A 19,446-nucleotide genomic window follows, 5' to 3' on the forward strand; every position below is an offset into this window, starting at 1 on the left:
CCTATGCCAATAAACGATAATACCCCACGCCCGCAGGAGTTCGCCGCGGTCGATCTTGGCTCAAACAGTTTCCATATGGTCATCGCCCGCGAGGTGGATGGCGCGATGCAGATCATCGGTCGTCTGAAGCAGCGTGTGCATCTGGCCGATGGACTCGACGCGCGTAACATGCTGAGCGAAGAGGCCATGGAGCGCGGGCTGAACTGTCTGTCGCTGTTCGCAGAACGTCTGCAAGGCTTTTCGCCGTCCAGCGTCTGCATCGTCGGGACGCATACGCTACGCCAGGCGCTGAACGCGCCGGAGTTTCTTAAGCGCGCGGAAAAGGTTATCCCCTACCCGATTGAGATCATCTCCGGTAACGAAGAAGCGCGCCTGATTTTTATGGGCGTGGAGCATACGCAGCCGGAAAAAGGCCGCAAGCTGGTGATTGATATCGGCGGTGGTTCCACGGAACTGGTGATTGGCGAAGATTTCGAGCCGCGTCTGGTGGAAAGCCGCCGTATGGGCTGCGTCAGCTTCGCGCAGATGTATTTCCCGGGCGGCGTCATCACCCGCGAAAACTTCCAGCGCGCGCGCATGGCCGCCGTACAAAAACTCGAAAATCTGGCCTGGCAATACCGTATTCAGGGCTGGAACGTGGCGCTGGGCGCATCGGGTTCGATTAAAGCGGCCCATGAAGTGCTGCTGGCAATGGGTGAAAAAGACGGGTTTATTACGCCTGAGCGCCTGGTGAAACTCACCGAAGAGGTGCTTAAGCATAAGAGCTTCGACGCCCTGAGTTTGCCGGGTCTGTCCGACGAACGTAAAGCCGTGTTCGTACCGGGGCTGGCGATCCTCTGCGGCGTGTTTGACGCGCTGGCGATCAAAGAGCTGCGCCTCTCTGACGGCGCCCTGCGTGAAGGCGTACTGTATGAGATGGAAGGCCGTTTCCGTCATCAGGATATTCGCAGCCGCACCGCGCAGAGCCTGGCCAACCAGTACAACATCGACCGCGAACAGGCGAAACGGGTGCTCGAAACCACGGTTCAGATGTACGAGCAGTGGGAGGAGCAGAATCCGAAGCTGGCGCATCCGCAGCTGGCCGCGCTGTTGAAATGGGCCGCCATGTTGCACGAGGTGGGGCTGAACATTAACCACAGCGGAATGCATCGCCATTCAGCCTATATTCTGCAAAACAGCGATCTGCCTGGTTTCAACCAGGAGCAGCAAACCATGATGGCGACGCTGGTGCGCTATCACCGCAAAGCCATCAAGCTCGACGATCTGCCGCGCTTTACGTTATTTAAGAAAAAGCAGTTCCTGCCGCTCATTCAGCTGTTGCGCCTGGGCGTGTTGCTCAATAATCAGCGACAGGCAACCACCACGCCGCCGACGCTGAAGCTAAAAACGGATGACTATCACTGGACGCTGAGCTTCCCGCACGACTGGTTTAGCCAGAACGCGCTGGTGCTGCTGGATCTGGAAAAAGAGCAGCAGTACTGGGAAGCGGTCACCGGCTGGCTGTTGAAGATTGAAGAAGAGAGTTCTGAGGCGGCAGCGTAACGGCTCAGGCGCTCTCCTGAGAAGGCTGCGTGTTGAGCAACGTATCAAGCTCAGCCGGCAACCCAATCAAATAGCCCTGCACATAATCGATACCTAGCGCGTGCACCGCGCTACGTATCTCTTCCGTTTCCACATATTCCGCCACCACCAGCATTTTCTTCATCCGGGCCAGATGGCAAATGGAAGCCACAATCTGGTAATCCAGGCTGTTGCTGACAATATTGCGAATAAAACCGCCATCGATTTTGAGAATGTCTGCGTCCACGCTTTTTAACCGCGCATAGCTGGCGTAGCCCGTGCCAAAATCATCAATGGCGATCCGGATGCCCATTTTTTGTAATTTCCTGAGGGTCGACGCCGCCAGATCCGCATGACCAAAGGCGCTGCTTTCGGTCACTTCAAAGATCAGCTGCCACGCTTCAACGGCGTATTTGGCTAACAGGCGGCTCACTTCAAGCGGGAACTGCGCCCTGTAGGCGGTAGAAGGTGCGAGGTTGATCGCAAAGCGCTGGCCCGGCAAACGCTGGCGGTGCTGTGCCAGAAAACTCAACGTACGCTCCAGTACCCATAAATCAACACGCGACGATAAACCAAACTCCTGTGCAATGGGCAGGAACTGCTCGGGAAAGATCAGTGCCCCGTTATCATCACGCATTCGCAGCAGCACCTCGTGATAACAATCACCGCGCAGCCCGCGAACAGGCTGAACCAGCAGGGTAAAAGCGTCCTGCTCCAGCGCGGCCTGCAAACGACTCATCATCGCGACCTTATCTTTCAGGCTACGCTGCAAATGAACAGCCCCGCGCTGCTGAAGATTTTCCGGGTGGTTGGTAGAAAGGGAGAGATCGGCCACGATGCCCAGTTCCCCCAGCACCAGATAGAGATGATTGACGGGTGAGCGTACATAGCAATAGCTCACGCCGACCTGAGGCTGTACCGGCATACCATCCCAGATAAAAACAAACTGCTTGATATGCTCGTCCAGCGTTTCAATGCGCTGTTGATGCGACTCCGCCTCCAGACGCACCGCCATGTCATACCCGGTGAGGTGATAGACTCGCTCATTGGGCTGAAGGGTGCCGTTTATCCATTGCGCCAGCTGCTGTTTATACTGGATCCGCAGCATCACGCCGTAATTGCGTCCCAGCACCTCCAGCTCGGGCACGCGCAGTAAACAGAGCGCTGACCACGGATGACTGGCCAGCTCGCGCGACAGCGCCCGCAGGTTGGGCATATGCACCACCGGATCGAGAAAAGCCTGACTGCGGGAGCGAATATTGATGGCCCGCTGGCGTGTCGCCAGCATCGACATGTACGTCACAACGAAGGAAAAGACCAGATAGCTGGATGAGGTGATCGCCAGCTGAATGCCATAACCCTCTTGCACCGGAATGTAGTGATAAAAAAAGTGAATCGACACCAGCAGGACCGGCGTCCAGATGAGTGACATCAGCTTGTAGCCAAAGCGCATCGCCCCCCAGAGCATCACGGGCATCAGCAGGGACAAGGTGTAGTTGGTACTGAAAATGGAACTGTTTGCATTCATAGGCAGCAGCAGCATGACCAGCAACCCGCCCAGGGCTAAAAACCACACCACAAACTCAAAGGCCGTCACCTTTTTGTCTATTTGCGCGCGGAGCTGGGACATCAGTCCCTTGATATAGCGCGGATGACGTATCAGGCGGATCAGCAGGTAGCTTAGCGGCACGCCCGTCAGCCCGCTCACCAGCAGCCCCTGATAGTTAATAAGGGTCCGAATATTGAGGGGATTCAGTCCTGCGAGGCTCTGGCGGCTCTCATAGACGCCGAGATAGACCGCAAACTGAAACAGCAGCAGAAATAGCGTTGCCGGGCAAAACACCTGCCAGAAAATACGCTGCCCCATCAGGCGTATGTCACCGTAAGCGGTCATATTGCGCCGGGGCGCAAACACGCGATAACCGCCCCAGCTGAGCACCAGAGGAACGATAAAATGCAGAATGCCGGCCATGGCTTCAAATAACCCAACGGAGGGGTAATAACGTAAAAACAGCGACACCACCACCCCGGGGAGGGCTTCCAGGCCAAAGAATAACATCAGCGTCAGCAAAAAGGAGAGCGGGAGATAATAGAGCGCAACGATACCGTCGCCCAACTGCGTTAAGGTATTAGCCACACTAAGCACCGGGAGTAACACGACGGGCAAAATAAGAGGAAGTGCCCACCAGCGGTCTTTATTTTGCTTCAGGATGTGGTGAATATTCATAGATGCTCGTTTACAACCCTTGCGCTCCAGAGGGTAAATGAAGACAGGCATCCAACCTGACGTACACGTTGCCTGGAAAATTCCTGGCAAGCACAGTGGAGGAGGGATTTTAAATATCAACGACGGGATGCGGTTGACCTAAATCAAATTAATTTATCTGAATAAACCTTTCTTACGTTTTTTTTGAATATTTTTCCTTTAATTATCAATGCGATAAATAAAAGCGTTGTTTTTAATAACATAAATTAATGTAAGCATTGACGCTATTTTACATTTCGCCGAATTGACCCTGACTTGCGGCTGTGCCTTAATAGCCGTATCGCCCAAAAGGGTATACTCAGGAAAAGAAAGTGAGTCAGGCTACGCGTATGCGAAAACGACATCGATTTAACACCCGGATGACCCGCATCATACTGCTCATCAGTTTCCTGTTTTTCTTTGGCCGCTTTGTTTATTCCTCCATTGGCGCCTGGTATCACCATCAGGACAAAATTCAGTCACAGCAATCAGGTCTTGTGGTGGATTCGCCCGAGCGCTAAAGCGTGTTCGCTCCCGGAAGACAAACTGTATCGCACTGTATCCCGAGCGCTACGCTGACAAACCGGTACAACACGCCCGCAAAAGCAAACATCCCCGATACATAAAAATGGTCTTCTGTATCCCTCGCCATAATAAACTGATGAGGAGAGACACAGATGATTCGTCGATATTTCCTGCTTCCTGTATTTGCGCTGACGTCCTTTGCTGGCGCAATGGCCGCACCGTTGGATGGTCTGAGCGCCGCTGATGTCAACGGTCCAGCCGCCGTCGCCCCGCCTGAACACCCCCAGCCGCCAGCAAAACTGATTGTCGATCCGCCGCTGGCGGGACCGCTAAGTAAAGGTGCGGTCTTTATTCAGTACCGTGTCGAAAACCTGCGCATTGAACCTGTATTTGGACCCGACGCGCTGAAAGTCACTCCGCGTATCGGCCATATTCACGTTGTGGTGGATGACGCGCCCTGGCACTGGGCTGATACCAGCGGCGAGCCGGTGATCCTGGTCGGGCTGCCCGCAGGAAAGCACAAAGTGACGATCGTCGTTGCCGACCCGACGCATAAACCCATCGACCATAAAACCGTTGAATTCACCGTGCCGCCACACGCCGCGGTTCATCACTTTTAAGGAGCCTGTTATGAAAGCATTGTCTGTATTAACAGCGATGGTGCTGGCGGTTTCCACCAGCGCGCTGGCAGAGACGAAAGCCAGCGTGGTGCTGGTGCACGGGGCGTTTGCCGACGGCAGCAGCTGGAATAAGGTGATTACCCGGCTGCAAAAACACCATACCGAGGTCATTGCGGTACAACTTCCGCTCACGTCTCTGAAAGATGATGTCGCCGCCACGCAGCGTGCTATCGCCCGGGCTCATGGGGATGTGGTGCTGGTCGGTCACTCCTGGGGCGGGACGGTAATCAGCGAGGCGGGAAACAATGCCCGCGTGAAGTCACTGGTTTACGTTGCCGCTTTTGCGCCGGATTCCGGCCAGTCGACGGCAGCTCTGGCAAATAGCTTCCCTGCTCCGCCAGGGAGCGCCAGCCTCGCTAAAACCACAGAGGGGTATTTATATCTGCCGATAAAAGCGGTCAGCGAGAATTTCGCCCCTGACGTGAAGGACGTTGAGCGCAGCGTGATTGCCGCGACGCAGAGCCCCATTAAGGCCGATGCGTTTGGGGAGAAAATCGCGCATGCCGCCTGGCATGACAAACCGAGCTGGTATGTGGTCAGCAAAAATGACCGGATGATCAATCCTGAGCTAGAGCGCGCAATGGCGAAGAAAATCAACGCCAACACCACGGAGGTAGCGGCAAGCCATGTATCGATGGTCAGCCAGCCGGACGTCATTACCCGTACGATTGAACAGGCGTTATCGGGTCAACAGTGATAAAAAAGCCCGCATGGTGAACGGTCCGACTTCGGGCCACGCCATCCTGCGGGCTTTATGCACTTCCGGCTCCTGCAACGGGGTTATGTGCGGTTTTGTCACAAACGCACCTTCCCCCTCGCTGAACCATCAGAAGCTGTACGTCACCTTCAAACTTCCCACAGGAGACGTTTTTCGCTGAACAATGGGGCTATCGCCAGCCTCTCCCGTCAGCTGCGTAACGCCAGCTGCGGCAAGCAGGCTCCAGCGGGAGGTAAGCTTATGGGTCCAGTCCAGGTTCAGCGAATACGCATATATTCCCGATCCGGCATCGTGTCGGGCAAAACCCGATGCGGCCGACTGGGCGGCATTCACCCCGTAGTAGGTTTGCACATACTTACTGGATCCCCAGCTACCGGTCAGCGCCAGCGTTAACGCATTTTTCGGAGATGTATAGAGCGGGCTGGCAATGCCGAAATGCACAGCTTCACCATTGTCTCTCTCAGAAACCGGGACCTCTGCCTGTAACTGCACGGTCAGCCAGTCAGTCACCCTGTATCCCAGCCCTGGCACAACGATAGCTGAGCCTTTAATGTCACCCATTCCTCGCAGGTCGTCGCTGCCGGAGGCGATCGAATCGCTGCTTACGTCGCGATCCTTACGTCCTGCGCGATAGCTCAGCGCTGCGTTGTAGTCCAGGTTACCAAAGCTGTTGCCGTAGCCGATCCCCCGCGTGGTGCTGACAAAAAAACCATTGGCCATCGCGTAATCAACCACCTGAGCCGCAGAGACCCGGCTCTTGTCCGAACCGGAATAGCGTGGCGCAACATCCACGCCGCCACCCAGGGTTAACACGTTGCCCTGAGGCTGCTCTGTCGCCAGTGCCGGGGTGGCCAGTAACGCCAGGACGGCCCCCGGCAAGATGCTTTTCATGCTGCGACCGATGCGTGAACGGGGGAAACTATTACGCAGTGTGATGTTTCTCATTAAAGAAGCCCTTTGGATTCAGATGATTGCGATACAAGCGGTGTTAAACGCCAGAGCGCTCATTCTGAATACTCACCCTAAGGTTCTTATGAGACGTAAATGAAGAAATGCTGAAGCACGTGAAGGTTCTGTAAACCCTGAAGAATTCCTGTTACCGTTTTTTCTTCAGTTGTTCTTCATGCACTGTTGATACAGTTACCAATGTGAAAATTCTACTAATTGAAGACGACCTGGATCTCGGCAATGGCGTGCGTATCGCCCTTGCAGATCAAGGATTTGATGTCATATGGGTACGCCGCAAAGAGGATGCGCTGCATCAGCTTGGGATCTGCGTGCCGGAACTTATTTTGCTCGACCTGGGGCTGCCCGATGGCGATGGCATGAGCCTGATGACGCGCCTGCGTCAACAGCTTAAGGGCGTCCCCGTCATCATCCTGACGGCGCGAGGCACGCTACAGGACCGCCTGTGCGGGCTGGATGCAGGTGCAGACGATTATCTGGTCAAACCTTTTGTTCTCGCCGAACTGCTGGCGCGCGTGAGAGCCCTTGCGCGGCGCAGTTACGGTTTTGAAAATGAGGCAATAGAAATTCGCGGTTTGTCGCTTCATATTCCGACGCGTCGCGTAACGGTGAGCGCACGCCACGTTGAGCTGACGGCAAGCGAATATGCGCTGCTTGAAACGTTAATGCTACGCGCCGATCGCGTGCTTACGCGACGGTATCTGGAAGAAAGGATATTTGGCACGAAAGAAAACCTCAGCAACGCGCTTGACGTGCATATGGGTAACCTGCGGCGAAAAATTGGCGATGGCTTTGTGCGAACGGTAAGAGGCGTTGGGTATGTCATCGATACCGTACCCGTTCAGAAGGCGGCAGGTTGATGCGTAATTTTTGGCACCACCTCCGGCTTCCCACGCTGGTCAGGCGAATGCTGGTCGCCCAGATGCTGCTGCTTACGTTGCTCTGGTGTCTCTTTTTAACCTTCATTTTGCTGGAAGACCTGCGTAGCCCTCCCATACTGACGGGCAGTGAGACTTATGAAACCGTTTTTTCCCTGGTGGAGAGTATGGACGATCGTCCGCAGGCGCGTGATGCTGTGCTGGCAGCGTTCAGCAAGGCTCTGCGGGAGGGCTATGGCGGCGGCGAAGATCCGGAGCTGTCCATCAACCTCATTGTTCGCAAGAATAACGAGATTATTTTTTCTTCGGATGGTGCGCCGACGGGGGTAAAAAATAGCCGTCTGGGGGTCATGCAGCATGTCCAGAGTGAGGACCATACATGGACGAGCCGTACCCTCAAATCCGCGCACTCCGACGTGGAAGTCACCCTTTTTACCCCTGCCGGTAGCTGGAATTTCTTTATCTATCTGAACTCGCGCGGCTACTACGTCATGCCGCTGATGATATGCATCCCTTTTCTTCTGTTCCCCGCGTGGCTGTCCATCCGCATCGCGATGCGCCCCTGGAACAAGGTGGTGAATGAAATTTCATTGCGCACGCCGGACGATCTCTCGCCTTTAAAAGCCGTCCCCAGACACAGGGAGCTTCGCCAGACGGTCGACGCGATTAATGACTTTCTGGCCAGGGTGCGGGAAAGCGCCGAAAGGGAAAGAATGTTTATTGCCGATGCCGCACACGAACTGCGTACGCCTCTGGCCGCGATGCGGATCAACGTCGAGGCGTTGCAGTCCTGGGTCATCAGCGAAAGCCAGCAGGAGCTGCTTGCGGGCATTGTTCGCAGCAATAGCCGTGCTGCGCGTCTCGTCAATCAGCTTCTGCTGATGATGCACAGCGAAGCGCACATCAGCACGGTGATGTCGCCTGTGCCACTGACGACGCTTATTCAGGAGCGAATGGCTGCCCTGGAACCACTGGCGTCCGGGCGCAGAATTGAGTTTGAATTCATCGCCGATGATGAAATCCATGTCACAGGCATTCGGGAACGTCTGGTATCGCTGATCGACAATTTAATTGAGAATGCCGTGAAGTACAGCCCTGAGGGTGGACGCATTGAGGTACAACTGCAATCGCGTGATAAGTCCGCTCAGCTGCGCGTCTCAGACGCGGGTCCCGGCATTCCGGTTGAACTGCGGGAGCGCGTGTTCGACAGGTTCTTCCGCGATCCTAATCAGACCCAAAGCGGGAGTGGACTGGGGCTTGCTATCGTTAAAGCCGTTACGCAGCAACACAACGGCAGGGTCAATCTGAGTAAGTCAGCCGAAGGCGGTCTTATGGTGACCGTTGATTTCCCGAATCCGGCGTTCGCATGAACGTAAACGCGGCGCTACACGTCCTGACATGTGTCAGCGCAGCGTTACTTCACGTATGCCGCAGATTGCTTCAATAAAATTACCGTATTTGTTATATTGTTACTTACTGATTATTCACCTCTGCGGTGCCAAAAAGAACAAGATTCACCGCAACCCAGGACAGAAAAATGTTAGATTACCGCTTCCCGACAGCTTTGCAGATGGTTCTCAGCGTAGCGATGGCGGAGCAATCGGGTGAACGTTCGACGAGTGCAATCCTGGCTTACGGCCTGGAAGCGAATCCGAGCTTTATCCGCAAGTTAATGGTTCCTCTCGCCCGCGACGGCATTATCGTCTCCACGCTTGGCCGCAACGGCTCTATTCACCTTGGCCGCCCGGCGGAAGAGATTACCCTGCGTGATATCTACCTTTCCGTCACTGAAGATAAAAAGCTGTGGGCGTCCCGTCCTGACGTCCCGGCCCGCTGCGTGGTCAGCGCCAACGCCTGCTGGTACTTCAAATCAATCGCTGATGAAGCGGAGCAGGCTTCGTTAGCGGTTTTAGCGCGCCATACCGTCGCCAGCGCGCTGGAAGAGGTGAAAAAAGCCGATACCAGCGGGTGCGATCCGGTGCCGGAACTCTGCACACAGCATAAAAAAGCGCCCTAATCCTGACGGACTGCGAAAAAAAAGCCGCCTTCATTGTGAAGGCGGCTTTTTGCTATCTGCTACGTCCTACGCAGGCAACACCTCTCTTTCCGCTTTACCGCGCGTCACGAACTTACGCAGCGTCACGTAAAAGACCGGCGTCAGGAACAGACCAAACAGCGTCACACCCAGCATCCCGGCGAACACGGTGATCCCGGTGACGCCGCGCACTTCTGCCCCTGCCCCGTGACCAAGGATCAGTGGAATGGTCCCGGCAATAAAGGCGATAGAGGTCATTACAATCGGGCGTAAACGTAGGCGGCACGCTTCCAGCGCGGCCTCCATAATGCCTTTGCCCTGAATTTCCAGCTCGCGGGCAAACTCCACGATAAGAATCGCGTTTTTACAGGCCAGCCCCATCAGTACCACCAGCCCTACCTGCACGAAGACGTTGTTATCGCCCCCGGTCAGCCAGACGCCGAACAGCGCGGAGAGCATCGTCATCGGCACGATGAGGATCACCGCCAGCGGCAGCGTCCAGCTTTCATACAGCGCCGCCAGCACCAGGAACGCCAGCAGCACCGCGACCGGGAAGACGATCAGCGCCGTGTTGCCCTGGGTGGCCTGCTGGAAGCTCAGGTCCGTCCATTCAATATTCATCCCGTTCGGCAGGATCTGCTTAGACATACCGTCCAGTTGCGTCATCGCCTGCGCGGAAGAGAGCACGCGCGGGTCGGCATCGCCAATCAGATCCGCCGCCGGGTAGCCGTTGTAGCGGATCACCGGGTCCGGACCGTAGGTGGTCGTGATTTTCACCATACTGCCAATCGGCACCATTTCACCCTGGCTATTACGGGTGCGTAAATTCGCGATATCTTCCACGCTGTCGCGGAACTGCCCGTCGGCCTGTGCCATTACGCGCCAGGTGCGACCGAACTGGTTGAAGTCATTCACATAAGACGAGCCCAGATAGGTTTGCAGCGTCCCGAAGAGATCGGTGAGCGACACGCCCTGCGCTTTCGCCTTATCACGGTCAACCTGTACATCCAGCTGCGGAACGTTTGCCTGGTAGGTTGAGATAGGGAAATGCATCCCCGGCGTCTGCATAATCGCCCCGGACATGGTGTTCACCGCGTTTTGCAGCGCGCCATAGCCCAGACCAGCACGATCCTGAATGTACAGCGAATAGCCCGATCCCTGGCCCAGACCTAAAATCGGCGGCGGCAGAATCGAGAAGCCAAAGCCCTGCTGGATTTGCGCGATTTTCGCGTTGATCTCCGCGTTTATTTCCGCCGCAGTATGTTTACGCTGGTCGAAAGGCTTCAGGCCAAAGAAGACCGTCCCGGTGTTCGGCGTATTGGTGAACTGGAGCGCATTCAGGCCAGGAAACGCGACCGCATAATCCACGCCTTCGGTATTCATCCCGATTTCGCTCATTTTGCGGATCACCGCATCGGTGCGCGCCAGCGACGAGCCTTCCGGCATTTTCACGCCGCCGATCAGGTACAGCTTATCCTGCGTCGGAATAAACCCGCCGGGAACGGCTTTAAACATCACGCCCGCAGCGCAAAGCAGCAGCAAATAAACCACGAACACTGCCCCGCGTCGGCCGAGCGTTTTGCCCACCAGCCCCTGATAGCTAGTCGAGCTGCGGTGGAAAAAGCGGTTAAACGGACGGAAAATCCAGCCGAACAGACGATCGATAAGCCGGGTCGGGAAATCTTTCGGGGCGCCATGCGGCTTCAACAGCAGCGCGGCCAGCGCTGGCGAGAGCGTCAGCGAGTTGATCGCGGAGATCACCGTGGAAATGGCTATCGTTACCGCAAACTGCTTGTAGAACTGACCGGTCACGCCGGAGAGGAACGCCATCGGAACGAATACCGCACACAGCACCAGCGCAATGGCAATAATCGGTCCGGACACTTCACGCATCGCCTGATGCGCTGCCGCAAGTGGGGCGAGCCCCTCTTCGATATTTCGTTCGACGTTTTCCACCACCACGATGGCATCGTCCACCACGATACCAATCGCCAGCACCAGCCCGAACAGGCTCAGGGTATTCAGCGAAAAGCCCAGCAGGTAGAGAATACTGAACGTGCCCACTACCGATACCGGCACCGCAATCAGCGGGATTATCGACGCGCGCCAGGTTTGCAGGAACAGGATCACCACCAGCACGACCAGCACCACCGCTTCCAGCAGCGTTTGCACCACAGCGCGGATCGAGTCGCGTACAAACACCGTCGGGTCGTAAGGCGCCGCCCATTTCATATCGTCCGGGAATCGTGTGGACAGTTCGTCCATTTTGGCGCGTACCGCGTTAGACAGATCGATGGCGTTTGCCCCCGGCGACTGGAAGATACCAATCCCGACCGCGTCTTTATTGTTCAACTGGGAGCGCAGCGCGTAGCTGCCGGACCCCATCTCGACACGCGCCACGTCGCGCAGTCGGACGACCGTACCATCCTGCGTGGTTTTCAGGACAATGTTGCCGAACTCGTCTTCGGTATGCAGGCGGCCCTGGGCGTTAATGGAGATCAGGAAATCGCTCTCTTTCGGCAGTGGCTCGGCGCCAAGCTGCCCGGCGGACACCTGCACGTTCTGCTCCTGCATCGCCGTGACCACGTCCGAAGCGGTCAGCCCGCGGGCCGCGACCTTGTTCGGGTCCAGCCAGACGCGCATCGCGTATTCACCCGAGCCGAAAATCTGAATCTGCCCCACGCCGGGCAGACGCGCCAGCTCGTCCTTCACCTTCAGCGTGGCGTAGTTACGCATATACAGTGAATCGTACTTACCGCCAGGCGAAAACAGATGCACCACCAGCGTCAGCGTTGGCGACTGTTTCTGAGTCGTGATGCCCAGACGCCGCACGTCTTCCGGCAGACGCGCTTCGGCCTGCGCGACGCGGTTTTGCACCTGAACCTGCGCCTGATCCGGGTCGGTACCCGGACGGAAGGTGACGGTAGTCACCAGCACGCCGTCGGAGCCCGCGACGGATTTCATGTACATCATGTTCTCAACGCCGTTGATCGCCTCTTCCAGCGGCGTTGCCACGGTCTCGGCAATCACTTTCGGGTTGGCGCCCGGGTACTCGGCGCGCACCTGCACGCTTGGCGGCACGACGTCAGGGTATTCGCTCACCGGCAGCAGCGGGATGGCGATTAATCCTGTGATAAAAATCAGAATCGACAGTACGGCGGCAAAAATCGGCCTGTCGATGAAAAAACGGGAAAAGTCCATGGATTGGATTCTCAGGTAAGGGATCAGTTGAGGGCGGCGCTGGCGGTCATGGCAACGGTTTTCGCGTTAACCGGCATACCCGGCATAAACACTTTTTGTAAACCATCGACGATGACTTTATCCCCGGGATTCAGCCCCTGCTGTACGATACGTAAACCGTCGGCCAGACGCCCGGGCGTAATGTCACGGCGCTGCGCTTTCCCGTCTTTATCCACGATATAAACATATTTACGATCCTGATCGGTCAGCACCGCCTTATCGTCAACAAGCGTGGCTTTAAATTCCGCACTGCCCGGCAGACGCACGCGGGCAAAGAGTCCAGGCGTGAACTGACGCTGTGAGTTATCCAGCAGCGCGCGCATGCGGATCGTTCCGGTACCCGGCGTGAGCTGGTTATCCAGGAAATCCACTTTGCCCTGATGGGGATAGCCCTCCTCGCCCGTCAGGCCAATCTCCACCGGCAGCGCCGCATGATCACCGGACACCCGCTGCCCGCTGCGGGCCAGGTTCTGATAGTGAAGGTAGGTTGACTCGTCCACGTCGAAGTAGACATAAACCGTTTTCTGCGAGACCAGGGTGGTGAGCACGCTGGCGCTGTCGCCCGCCGTCACCAGGTTACCGCTGGTGATCAGCGCCCGGCTGGCGCGACCGTCGATAGGCGCGGTCACTTTGGTGAAGTCGAGGTTAAGTTGCGCAGCGTCTACCGCCGCCTGCGCGGCGCGAATATCGGCCTGCGCCTGGGTAGCGGCGGAACGGCGCTGCTCCCACTCTTCGCGGGACACCACGTTGGTATTGACTAATTTATCGGTACGGTTAGCCTCGCTTCGCGCCAGACTGGCCTGCGTTTTGGCTCTCGCCAGGTTCGCCTGCGCCTGTTCCAGCGCGGCGCGATAGGTTCGGTCATCAATCGTGAACAGCACCTCGCCCTTTTTCACCTCCTGGCCGTCGGTGTAATTCACTTTCTCAATGTAGCCGGAGACGCGCGGACGCAGCTGAACGCTTTCCACCGCTTCAATGCGACCGTTAAAGCTGTCCCACTGGCTAATGGATTTCACCACCACGTCAGCAGCGCTGACAACGGGCGCTTGCGGCGCGGCATTTTGCGCGACGCTGTCATCGCACCCGACGAGAAGCGCGGAGAGTAAAACCACCCCCATCGCGCTCAGATGAAAGTTACCCCAGGTTTTTTGCAGGCTCATTATTTTTATTCCGGTTATTGTAGCCGCCGGGCAAGACGCAGCGGGAGGCGCCGCGCCACTTCCTTTGTCCGGTAGCTGGCTGAAGGCCATTTGTGTCGTTCATCGCCACAAAACTGTAACAGTTGCGAATACACTATCGCGGCGATTGTAGGAAGGCGCTTAATTAAGTGCAAGAATAATTGTTGCACTTTATGTGCTATTTGCGGCGAAGATAAATCACGCGTTTTGAGAAGGGATTTAAATGCAACAATAAAACTTGCAATTAATGTAAAAACGGGTCACCTTTAAGTGCAACAAACAAAGATGCTTTTTAATGCGTGGCGTAGGGGGAAGCAAAATGAACACGGGTGCATTCATTCACGATTTACTCGACTGGATCGACAACAACCTCGATAGCCGTCTGGACATTGAAACCGTCTCCAGGCGAGCCGGCTATTCGAAATGGCACCTCCAGCGGCTTTTCAAAGAACATACCGGCTCCCCTCTCGCCGAATATATTCGCGCGCAAAAGCTGCAAAAATCGGTTGAGCGCCTGGCCCACAGCGATGAACCGATTCTGAACGTGGCGATCGCGCTGGGCTTTGACTCTCAGCAGTCCTTCAACCGCAGCTTTAAGCGTCAGTATGGTCAGGCACCCGGCGCATGGCGACGCAGTATCGGCTGCCGTGAATCGCGGCAGATGAGCCAGTAGTTCACCGCCGGGCCGGATATCGGCCAAAAAGAAAAACCCTCTGTAAACAGAGGGTTTTATCAGTCTTACCTGCTTATAACTTCGCAGGAAAGGTCATGGGCTTACTCCCACTCGATCGTCGCCGGTGGCTTACCGCTGATGTCATACACCACGCGGGAAATACCGTTCACTTCGTTGATGATGCGGTTAGACACGCGGCCTAAGAAGTCATACGGCAGGTGCGCCCAGTGCGCGGTCATGAAGTCGATGGTTTCCACTGCACGCAGGGAAACAACCCAGTCGTACTTACGGCCATCGCCCATCACGCCGACCGAGCGAACCGGCAGGAACACGGTGAACGCCTGGCTCACTTTGTTGTACAGGTCAGCTTTGTGCAGCTCTTCGATGAAGATCGCGTCCGCGCGACGCAGCAGGTCGCAGTACTCTTTCTTCACTTCGCCCAGCACGCGTACGCCGAGACCCGGGCCCGGGAACGGGTGACGGTAGAGCATGTCGTACGGCAGACCCAGTTCCAGGCCAATCTTACGCACTTCGTCTTTGAACAGCTCACGCAGCGGTTCAACCAGGCCCATCTTCATCTCTTTCGGCAGACCGCCCACGTTGTGGTGAGATTTGATGACGTGTGCTTTACCGGTAGCGGAGGCCGCAGACTCGATCACGTCAGGGTAGATGGTGCCCTGCGCCAGCCATTTCACATCTTCCAGCTTCAGCGCTTCTTCGTCGAACACTTCCACGAACACGCGACCGATGATTTTACGTTTCGCTTCCGGATCGTTCTCGCCTTTCAGCGCGTCCAGGAAGCGCTGCTCGCCTTCCACGTGAACGATGTTCAGACCGAAGTGGTCGCCAAACATGTCCATAACCTGCTTCGCTTCGTTCAGACGCAGCAGACCGTTGTCCACGAAGACGCAGGTCAGGTTTTTACCGATGGCGCGGTGCAGCAGCATCGCGGTCACGGAGGAGTCCACGCCGCCGGAGAGGCCGAGGATCACTTTGTCATCGCCAACCTGCTGGCGGATACGCTCCACGGCATCGTCGATGATTTTTGCCGGGGTCCACAGGGCTTCACACTGGCAGATGTCACGCACGAAGCGCTCCAGCATGCGCATACCCTGACGGGTGTGGGTCACTTCCGGGTGGAACTGCACGCCGTAGAAACGTTTTTCTTCGTTCGCCATGATGGCGAACGGGCAGCTTTCAGTGCTGGCAACGGTCACGAAGTCGGACGGGATAGCGGTGACTTTGTCGCCGTGGCTCATCCACACGTCCAGCAGCGGTTTGCCGTCTGCGGTCAGGGAGTCTTCGATACCGCGCACCAGCGCGCTGTCGGTGACGACTTCAACCTGTGCGTAGCCGAACTCACGCTCGTTAGAGCCTTCTACGTGGCCGCCCAGCTGCATCGCCATGGTCTGCATGCCGTAGCAAACGCCGAACACCGGTACGCCCGCTTCGAACACGTACTGCGGCGCACGCGGGCTGTTCTCTTCGGTAGTGCTTTCCGGGCCGCCGGACAGGATGATGCCGCTTGGATTGAACTCGCGAATCTGTGCTTCCGTGACATCCCACGCCCACAGCTCACAGTAAACGCCCAGCTCACGCACGCGGCGCGCCACCAGCTGAGTGTACTGAGAACCAAAGTCCAGGATGAGAATGCGATGTTTATGAATGTTTTCCGTCATTGACGCTAATTCCGAGGCAAGTGAAACAAAACAAAGCGCCCGGCATTGAGCCGGGCGCGGAAATTTATCAGGAGCCCAGACGGTAGTTCGGGGACTCTTTGGTGATCGTCACGTCGTGAACGTGGCTCTCCTGGATACCCGCACCGCTGATGCGTACGAATTCCGCTTTGGTACGCAGCAGGTCAATGGTACCACAGCCGGTCAGCCCCATACAGGAGCGCAGGCCGCCCATCTGCTGGTGAATGATCTCTTTCAGGCGGCCTTTATACGCCACACGGCCTTCGATACCTTCCGGCACCAGTTTGTCTGCGGCGTTATCGGTCTGGAAGTAACGGTCAGAGGAACCTTTGGACATCGCGCCCAGGGAGCCCATACCGCGGTAGGATTTATAAGAACGCCCCTGGTAGAGTTCGATTTCACCCGGGGATTCTTCGGTACCGGCCAGCATGGAGCCCACCATCACGGCTGCGGCACCTGCGGCGATCGCTTTGGCGATGTCGCCAGAGAAACGGATACCGCCGTCCGCGATTACCGGAATACCGGTACCTTCCAGCGCTTCAACCGCGTCAGAAACCGCCGTGATCTGCGGCACGCCTACGCCGGTGACGATACGGGTGGTACAGATAGAGCCAGGACCGATACCCACTTTCACCGCGCTGCAACCCGCTTCCGCCAGCGCGCGAGCGCCTGCGCCGGTTGCTACGTTACCGCCGATGATCTGGAGATCCGGGTATTTAGCACGGGTCTCACGAATACGTTGCAGAACGCCTTCGGAGTGGCCGTGGGAGGAGTCAATCAGCAGCACGTCAACGCCCGCAGCAACCAGCGCGTCAACGCGCTCTTCGTTACCCGCACCTGCGCCAACCGCAGCGCCGACGCGCAGACGGCCATGCTCGTCTTTACAGGCGTTCGGTTTACGTTCTGCTTTCTGGAAATCTTTAACGGTGATCATGCCGCGCAGGTGGAAGTTCGCGTCCACTACCAGCGCTTTCTCAACGCGTTTTTCGTGCATTTTCGCCAGCACCACGTCGCGGGTTTCGCCTTCACGCACGGTCACCAGACGCTCTTTTGGCGTCATGTAGACGCTGACAGGCTGGTTCAGGTCAGTCACGAAACGTACGTCACGACCGGTAATGATACCCACCAGTTCGTTGTCTTCAGTGACTACCGGATAGCCTGCAAAGCCGTTACGCTCGGTCAGGGCTTTCACTTCGTGCAGCGTGGTGGTTGGCAGAACGGTCTGAGGATCGGACACGATACCGGATTCATGCTTCTTCACGCGGCGAACTTCTTCCGCCTGACGCTCGATAGACATGTTTTTGTGGATAAAGCCAATGCCGCCTTCCTGTGCCAGGGCGATAGCCAGACGCGCTTCAGTCACGGTGTCCATTGCTGCGGAGAGCATAGGAATGTTCAGACGAATGGTTTTCGTCAACTGCGTGCTGAGGTCGGCAGTATTCGGCAGAACGGTGGAGTGAGCGGGAACGAGGAGGACGTCGTCAAACGTCAGTGCTTCTTTAGCGATACGTAGCATGGGCAATATCTCTGACCTGGGTGGTTAAATATTGCCGTGGCATTATACAGAGCGTAACCGATTGCATCCACACTTTTTTGAAAAAAATGCTTGCGCTCACCTCTCAGCAGGTTACTATCGACTGAATAACTTGCTGATTTAGAATTTGATCCCGCTCACATGTTATCCTCTCAATCCCCCTCAATTTATACTGTCAGCCGCCTTAATCAGACGGTACGTTTGTTGCTTGAGCAGGAAATGGGACAGGTCTGGATCAGCGGTGAAATCTCTAACTTCACGCAGCCTGCTTCCGGTCACTGGTACTTTACGCTGAAAGACGACACCGCTCAGGTGCGCTGCGCGATGTTCCGCAACAGCAACCGTCGCGTGACGTTCCGTCCTCAGCATGGCCAGCAGGTTCTGGTTCGAGCCAACATTACCCTGTATGAGCCGCGCGGCGATTATCAGATTATCGTCGAGAGCATGCAGCCCGCGGGCGAAGGCTTGCTGCAACAGAAGTATGAGCAGCTCAAAGCCATGCTTTCGGCTGAGGGATTGTTCGACCAGCAGTTTAAAAAGCCCCTGCCCTCACCTGCCCACTGCGTTGGGGTTATCACCTCGAAAACCGGTGCGGCCCTGCACGATATTTTGCACGTCCTGAAGCGCCGTGACCCTTCCCTGCCCGTCATTATTTACCCAACTGCCGTTCAGGGTGACGATGCGCCGGGGCAGATCGTGCGCGCGATTGAACTGGCAAATGCCCGTCAGGAGTGTGATGTATTAATCGTTGGGCGCGGCGGCGGCTCGCTGGAAGACCTTTGGAGCTTTAACGACGAGCGCGTGGCGCGGGCAATCTTTGCCAGCCTTATCCCGGTGGTAAGCGCCGTCGGTCACGAAACGGATGTAACGATTGCGGATTTTGTCGCGGATTTACGCGCGCCCACGCCGTCCGCGGCGGCAGAGGTAGTCAGCCGTAACCAGCTGGAGCTGCTGCGTCAGATCCAGAACGGGCAGCAGCGCCTGGAGATGGCGATGGACTACTTCCTCGCCAACCGTACCCGCCGCTTTACCCAGCTTCACCATCGTCTGCAACAGCAGCATCCGCAATTGCGTCTGGCGCGTCAGCAAACCGTGCTGGAACGTCTGCGTCAGCGGATGAACTTCGCGCTGGATAACCAGCTTAAGCGGGCGGTATCTCGCCAGCAGCGCGTCACGCAGCGTCTGAAACAGCAAAACCCGCAGCCGAAGATTTATCGCGCACAAACGCGTATCCAGCAGCTTGAGTTCCGCCTCGCGGAAAATATCCGCTCACGCCTGAGCACCACGCGCGAGCGTTTCGGCAATGCGGTCACCCATCTGGAAGCCGTCAGCCCTCTCTCCACGCTGGCTCGCGGCTATAGTGTGACCACCGCGACGGACGGCAAAGTGCTGAAACAAACGAAACAGGTTAAAGCCGGGGATGTGCTCACCACCCGGCTTTCTGACGGCTGGGTCGAGAGTGAGGTGAAAGAGATCAAACCGGTGAAAAAAACGCGCCAGCGTAAAAGCGGATAAAT

The 19,446-nt window shown here is 56.6% G+C and carries 15 protein-coding genes; 9 read left to right on the plus strand and 6 right to left on the minus strand.

What is annotated here, in order from left to right:
* Positions 1–3 precede the first annotated feature (3 nt).
* Positions 4–1,542 carry an exopolyphosphatase gene (gene ppx, locus O1721_RS20180; protein WP_003860570.1) on the plus strand — a complete coding sequence of 513 codons (1,539 nt, stop codon included), beginning with the start codon at positions 4–6 and terminating at the stop codon, positions 1,540–1,542.
* 4 nt (positions 1,543–1,546) lie between these two features.
* On the opposite strand, the gene O1721_RS20185 is transcribed toward ppx, so the two are convergent.
* On the minus strand, positions 1,547–3,787 hold the full coding sequence (locus tag O1721_RS20185) for an EAL domain-containing protein (protein WP_032649054.1): 2,241 nt from the start codon (positions 3,785–3,787) through the stop codon (positions 1,547–1,549).
* 368 nt (positions 3,788–4,155) lie between these two features.
* Here O1721_RS20185 and O1721_RS20190 point away from each other — a divergent pair, with 368 nt between their 5' ends.
* The 3 genes from O1721_RS20190 to O1721_RS20200 all read left to right on the plus strand — a co-directional run bounded on the left by O1721_RS20190 (position 4,156) and on the right by O1721_RS20200 (position 5,707).
* Entirely contained in the window at positions 4,156–4,326 is a 171-nt protein-coding gene (locus O1721_RS20190) for a YfgG family protein (RefSeq protein WP_017383512.1), read from the plus strand.
* 156 nt (positions 4,327–4,482) lie between these two features.
* Positions 4,483–4,950, plus strand: coding sequence for a DUF6130 family protein (locus O1721_RS20195; protein WP_015572184.1), 468 nt, complete (start codon positions 4,483–4,485; stop codon positions 4,948–4,950).
* A gap of 10 nt (positions 4,951–4,960) precedes the next feature.
* Positions 4,961–5,707, plus strand: a complete 747-nt coding sequence (locus O1721_RS20200) for an alpha/beta fold hydrolase (RefSeq protein WP_032649056.1) — start codon at positions 4,961–4,963, stop codon at positions 5,705–5,707.
* Positions 5,708–5,836: 129 nt separating this feature from the next.
* On the opposite strand, the gene O1721_RS20205 is transcribed toward O1721_RS20200, so the two are convergent.
* Positions 5,837–6,673 carry a MipA/OmpV family protein gene (locus O1721_RS20205; protein WP_032649058.1) on the minus strand — a complete coding sequence of 279 codons (837 nt, stop codon included), beginning with the start codon at positions 6,671–6,673 and terminating at the stop codon, positions 5,837–5,839.
* A 203-nt stretch (positions 6,674–6,876) separates the two neighbouring features.
* Between O1721_RS20205 and O1721_RS20210 the strand changes: the two genes are divergently transcribed.
* The 3 genes from O1721_RS20210 (at position 6,877) to oqxR (ending at position 9,589) form a co-directional block, all read left to right on the plus strand.
* Positions 6,877–7,554, plus strand: coding sequence for a response regulator (locus tag O1721_RS20210; protein WP_017383516.1), 678 nt, complete (start codon positions 6,877–6,879; stop codon positions 7,552–7,554).
* Positions 7,554–8,942: a sensor histidine kinase gene (locus O1721_RS20215; protein ID WP_032649060.1), complete on the plus strand. Its 1,389-nt coding sequence runs from the start codon at positions 7,554–7,556 to the stop codon at positions 8,940–8,942. Before O1721_RS20210 ends, O1721_RS20215 begins: the two co-directional genes overlap by 1 nt.
* Positions 8,943–9,109: 167 nt before the next feature.
* Positions 9,110–9,589 carry an efflux pump transcriptional repressor OqxR gene (gene oqxR / locus O1721_RS20220; RefSeq protein ID WP_003860591.1) on the plus strand — a complete coding sequence of 160 codons (480 nt, stop codon included), beginning with the start codon at positions 9,110–9,112 and terminating at the stop codon, positions 9,587–9,589.
* Positions 9,590–9,655: 66 nt separating this feature from the next.
* Here oqxR and oqxB read toward each other — a convergent pair whose 3' ends face one another.
* Entirely contained in the window at positions 9,656–12,808 is a 3,153-nt protein-coding gene (gene oqxB / locus O1721_RS20225; protein ID WP_032649062.1) for a multidrug efflux RND transporter permease subunit OqxB, read from the minus strand.
* 23 nt (positions 12,809–12,831) lie between these two features.
* Positions 12,832–14,007 (minus strand): multidrug efflux RND transporter periplasmic adaptor subunit OqxA, encoded by a 1,176-nt coding sequence (gene oqxA / locus O1721_RS20230; protein ID WP_023295135.1) that lies wholly within the window; start codon positions 14,005–14,007, stop codon positions 12,832–12,834.
* Between the two features lie 337 nt (positions 14,008–14,344).
* Between oqxA and O1721_RS20235 the strand changes: the two genes are divergently transcribed.
* Positions 14,345–14,698 (plus strand): helix-turn-helix domain-containing protein, encoded by a 354-nt coding sequence (locus tag O1721_RS20235; RefSeq protein WP_015572178.1) that lies wholly within the window; start codon positions 14,345–14,347, stop codon positions 14,696–14,698.
* A 101-nt stretch (positions 14,699–14,799) separates the two neighbouring features.
* Here O1721_RS20235 and guaA read toward each other — a convergent pair whose 3' ends face one another.
* Both guaA and guaB read right to left on the minus strand, forming a co-directional pair.
* Positions 14,800–16,377 carry a glutamine-hydrolyzing GMP synthase gene (gene guaA / locus O1721_RS20240; RefSeq protein ID WP_003860599.1) on the minus strand — a complete coding sequence of 526 codons (1,578 nt, stop codon included), beginning with the start codon at positions 16,375–16,377 and terminating at the stop codon, positions 14,800–14,802.
* 67 nt (positions 16,378–16,444) lie between these two features.
* Positions 16,445–17,911 (minus strand): IMP dehydrogenase, encoded by a 1,467-nt coding sequence (guaB, locus tag O1721_RS20245; RefSeq protein WP_003860601.1) that lies wholly within the window; start codon positions 17,909–17,911, stop codon positions 16,445–16,447.
* 159 nt (positions 17,912–18,070) lie between these two features.
* Between guaB and xseA the strand changes: the two genes are divergently transcribed.
* Positions 18,071–19,444, plus strand: coding sequence for an exodeoxyribonuclease VII large subunit (gene xseA / locus O1721_RS20250; protein ID WP_032649064.1), 1,374 nt, complete (start codon positions 18,071–18,073; stop codon positions 19,442–19,444).
* Positions 19,445–19,446 lie beyond the last annotated feature (2 nt).

It is taken from the genome of Enterobacter cloacae complex sp. HYC033_NIDB (assembly GCF_056673335.1).

Coding starts and splice junctions, on each gene's coding strand:
- oqxR (WP_003860591.1), top strand. CDS start 9,110: ATGTTAGATTACCGCTTCCCGACAGCTTTGCAGATGGTTCTCAGCGTA.
- O1721_RS20195 (WP_015572184.1), top strand. CDS start 4,483: ATGATTCGTCGATATTTCCTGCTTCCTGTATTTGCGCTGACGTCCTTT.
- O1721_RS20200 (WP_032649056.1), top strand. CDS start 4,961: ATGAAAGCATTGTCTGTATTAACAGCGATGGTGCTGGCGGTTTCCACC.
- O1721_RS20235 (WP_015572178.1), top strand. CDS start 14,345: ATGAACACGGGTGCATTCATTCACGATTTACTCGACTGGATCGACAAC.
- O1721_RS20185 (WP_032649054.1), bottom strand. CDS start 3,787: ATGAATATTCACCACATCCTGAAGCAAAATAAAGACCGCTGGTGGGCA.
- oqxA (WP_023295135.1), bottom strand. CDS start 14,007: ATGAGCCTGCAAAAAACCTGGGGTAACTTTCATCTGAGCGCGATGGGG.
- ppx (WP_003860570.1), top strand. CDS start 4: ATGCCAATAAACGATAATACCCCACGCCCGCAGGAGTTCGCCGCGGTC.
- guaA (WP_003860599.1), bottom strand. CDS start 16,377: ATGACGGAAAACATTCATAAACATCGCATTCTCATCCTGGACTTTGGT.
- guaB (WP_003860601.1), bottom strand. CDS start 17,911: ATGCTACGTATCGCTAAAGAAGCACTGACGTTTGACGACGTCCTCCTC.
- xseA (WP_032649064.1), top strand. CDS start 18,071: ATGTTATCCTCTCAATCCCCCTCAATTTATACTGTCAGCCGCCTTAAT.
- O1721_RS20215 (WP_032649060.1), top strand. CDS start 7,554: ATGCGTAATTTTTGGCACCACCTCCGGCTTCCCACGCTGGTCAGGCGA.
- O1721_RS20205 (WP_032649058.1), bottom strand. CDS start 6,673: ATGAGAAACATCACACTGCGTAATAGTTTCCCCCGTTCACGCATCGGT.
- oqxB (WP_032649062.1), bottom strand. CDS start 12,808: ATGGACTTTTCCCGTTTTTTCATCGACAGGCCGATTTTTGCCGCCGTA.
- O1721_RS20190 (WP_017383512.1), top strand. CDS start 4,156: ATGCGAAAACGACATCGATTTAACACCCGGATGACCCGCATCATACTG.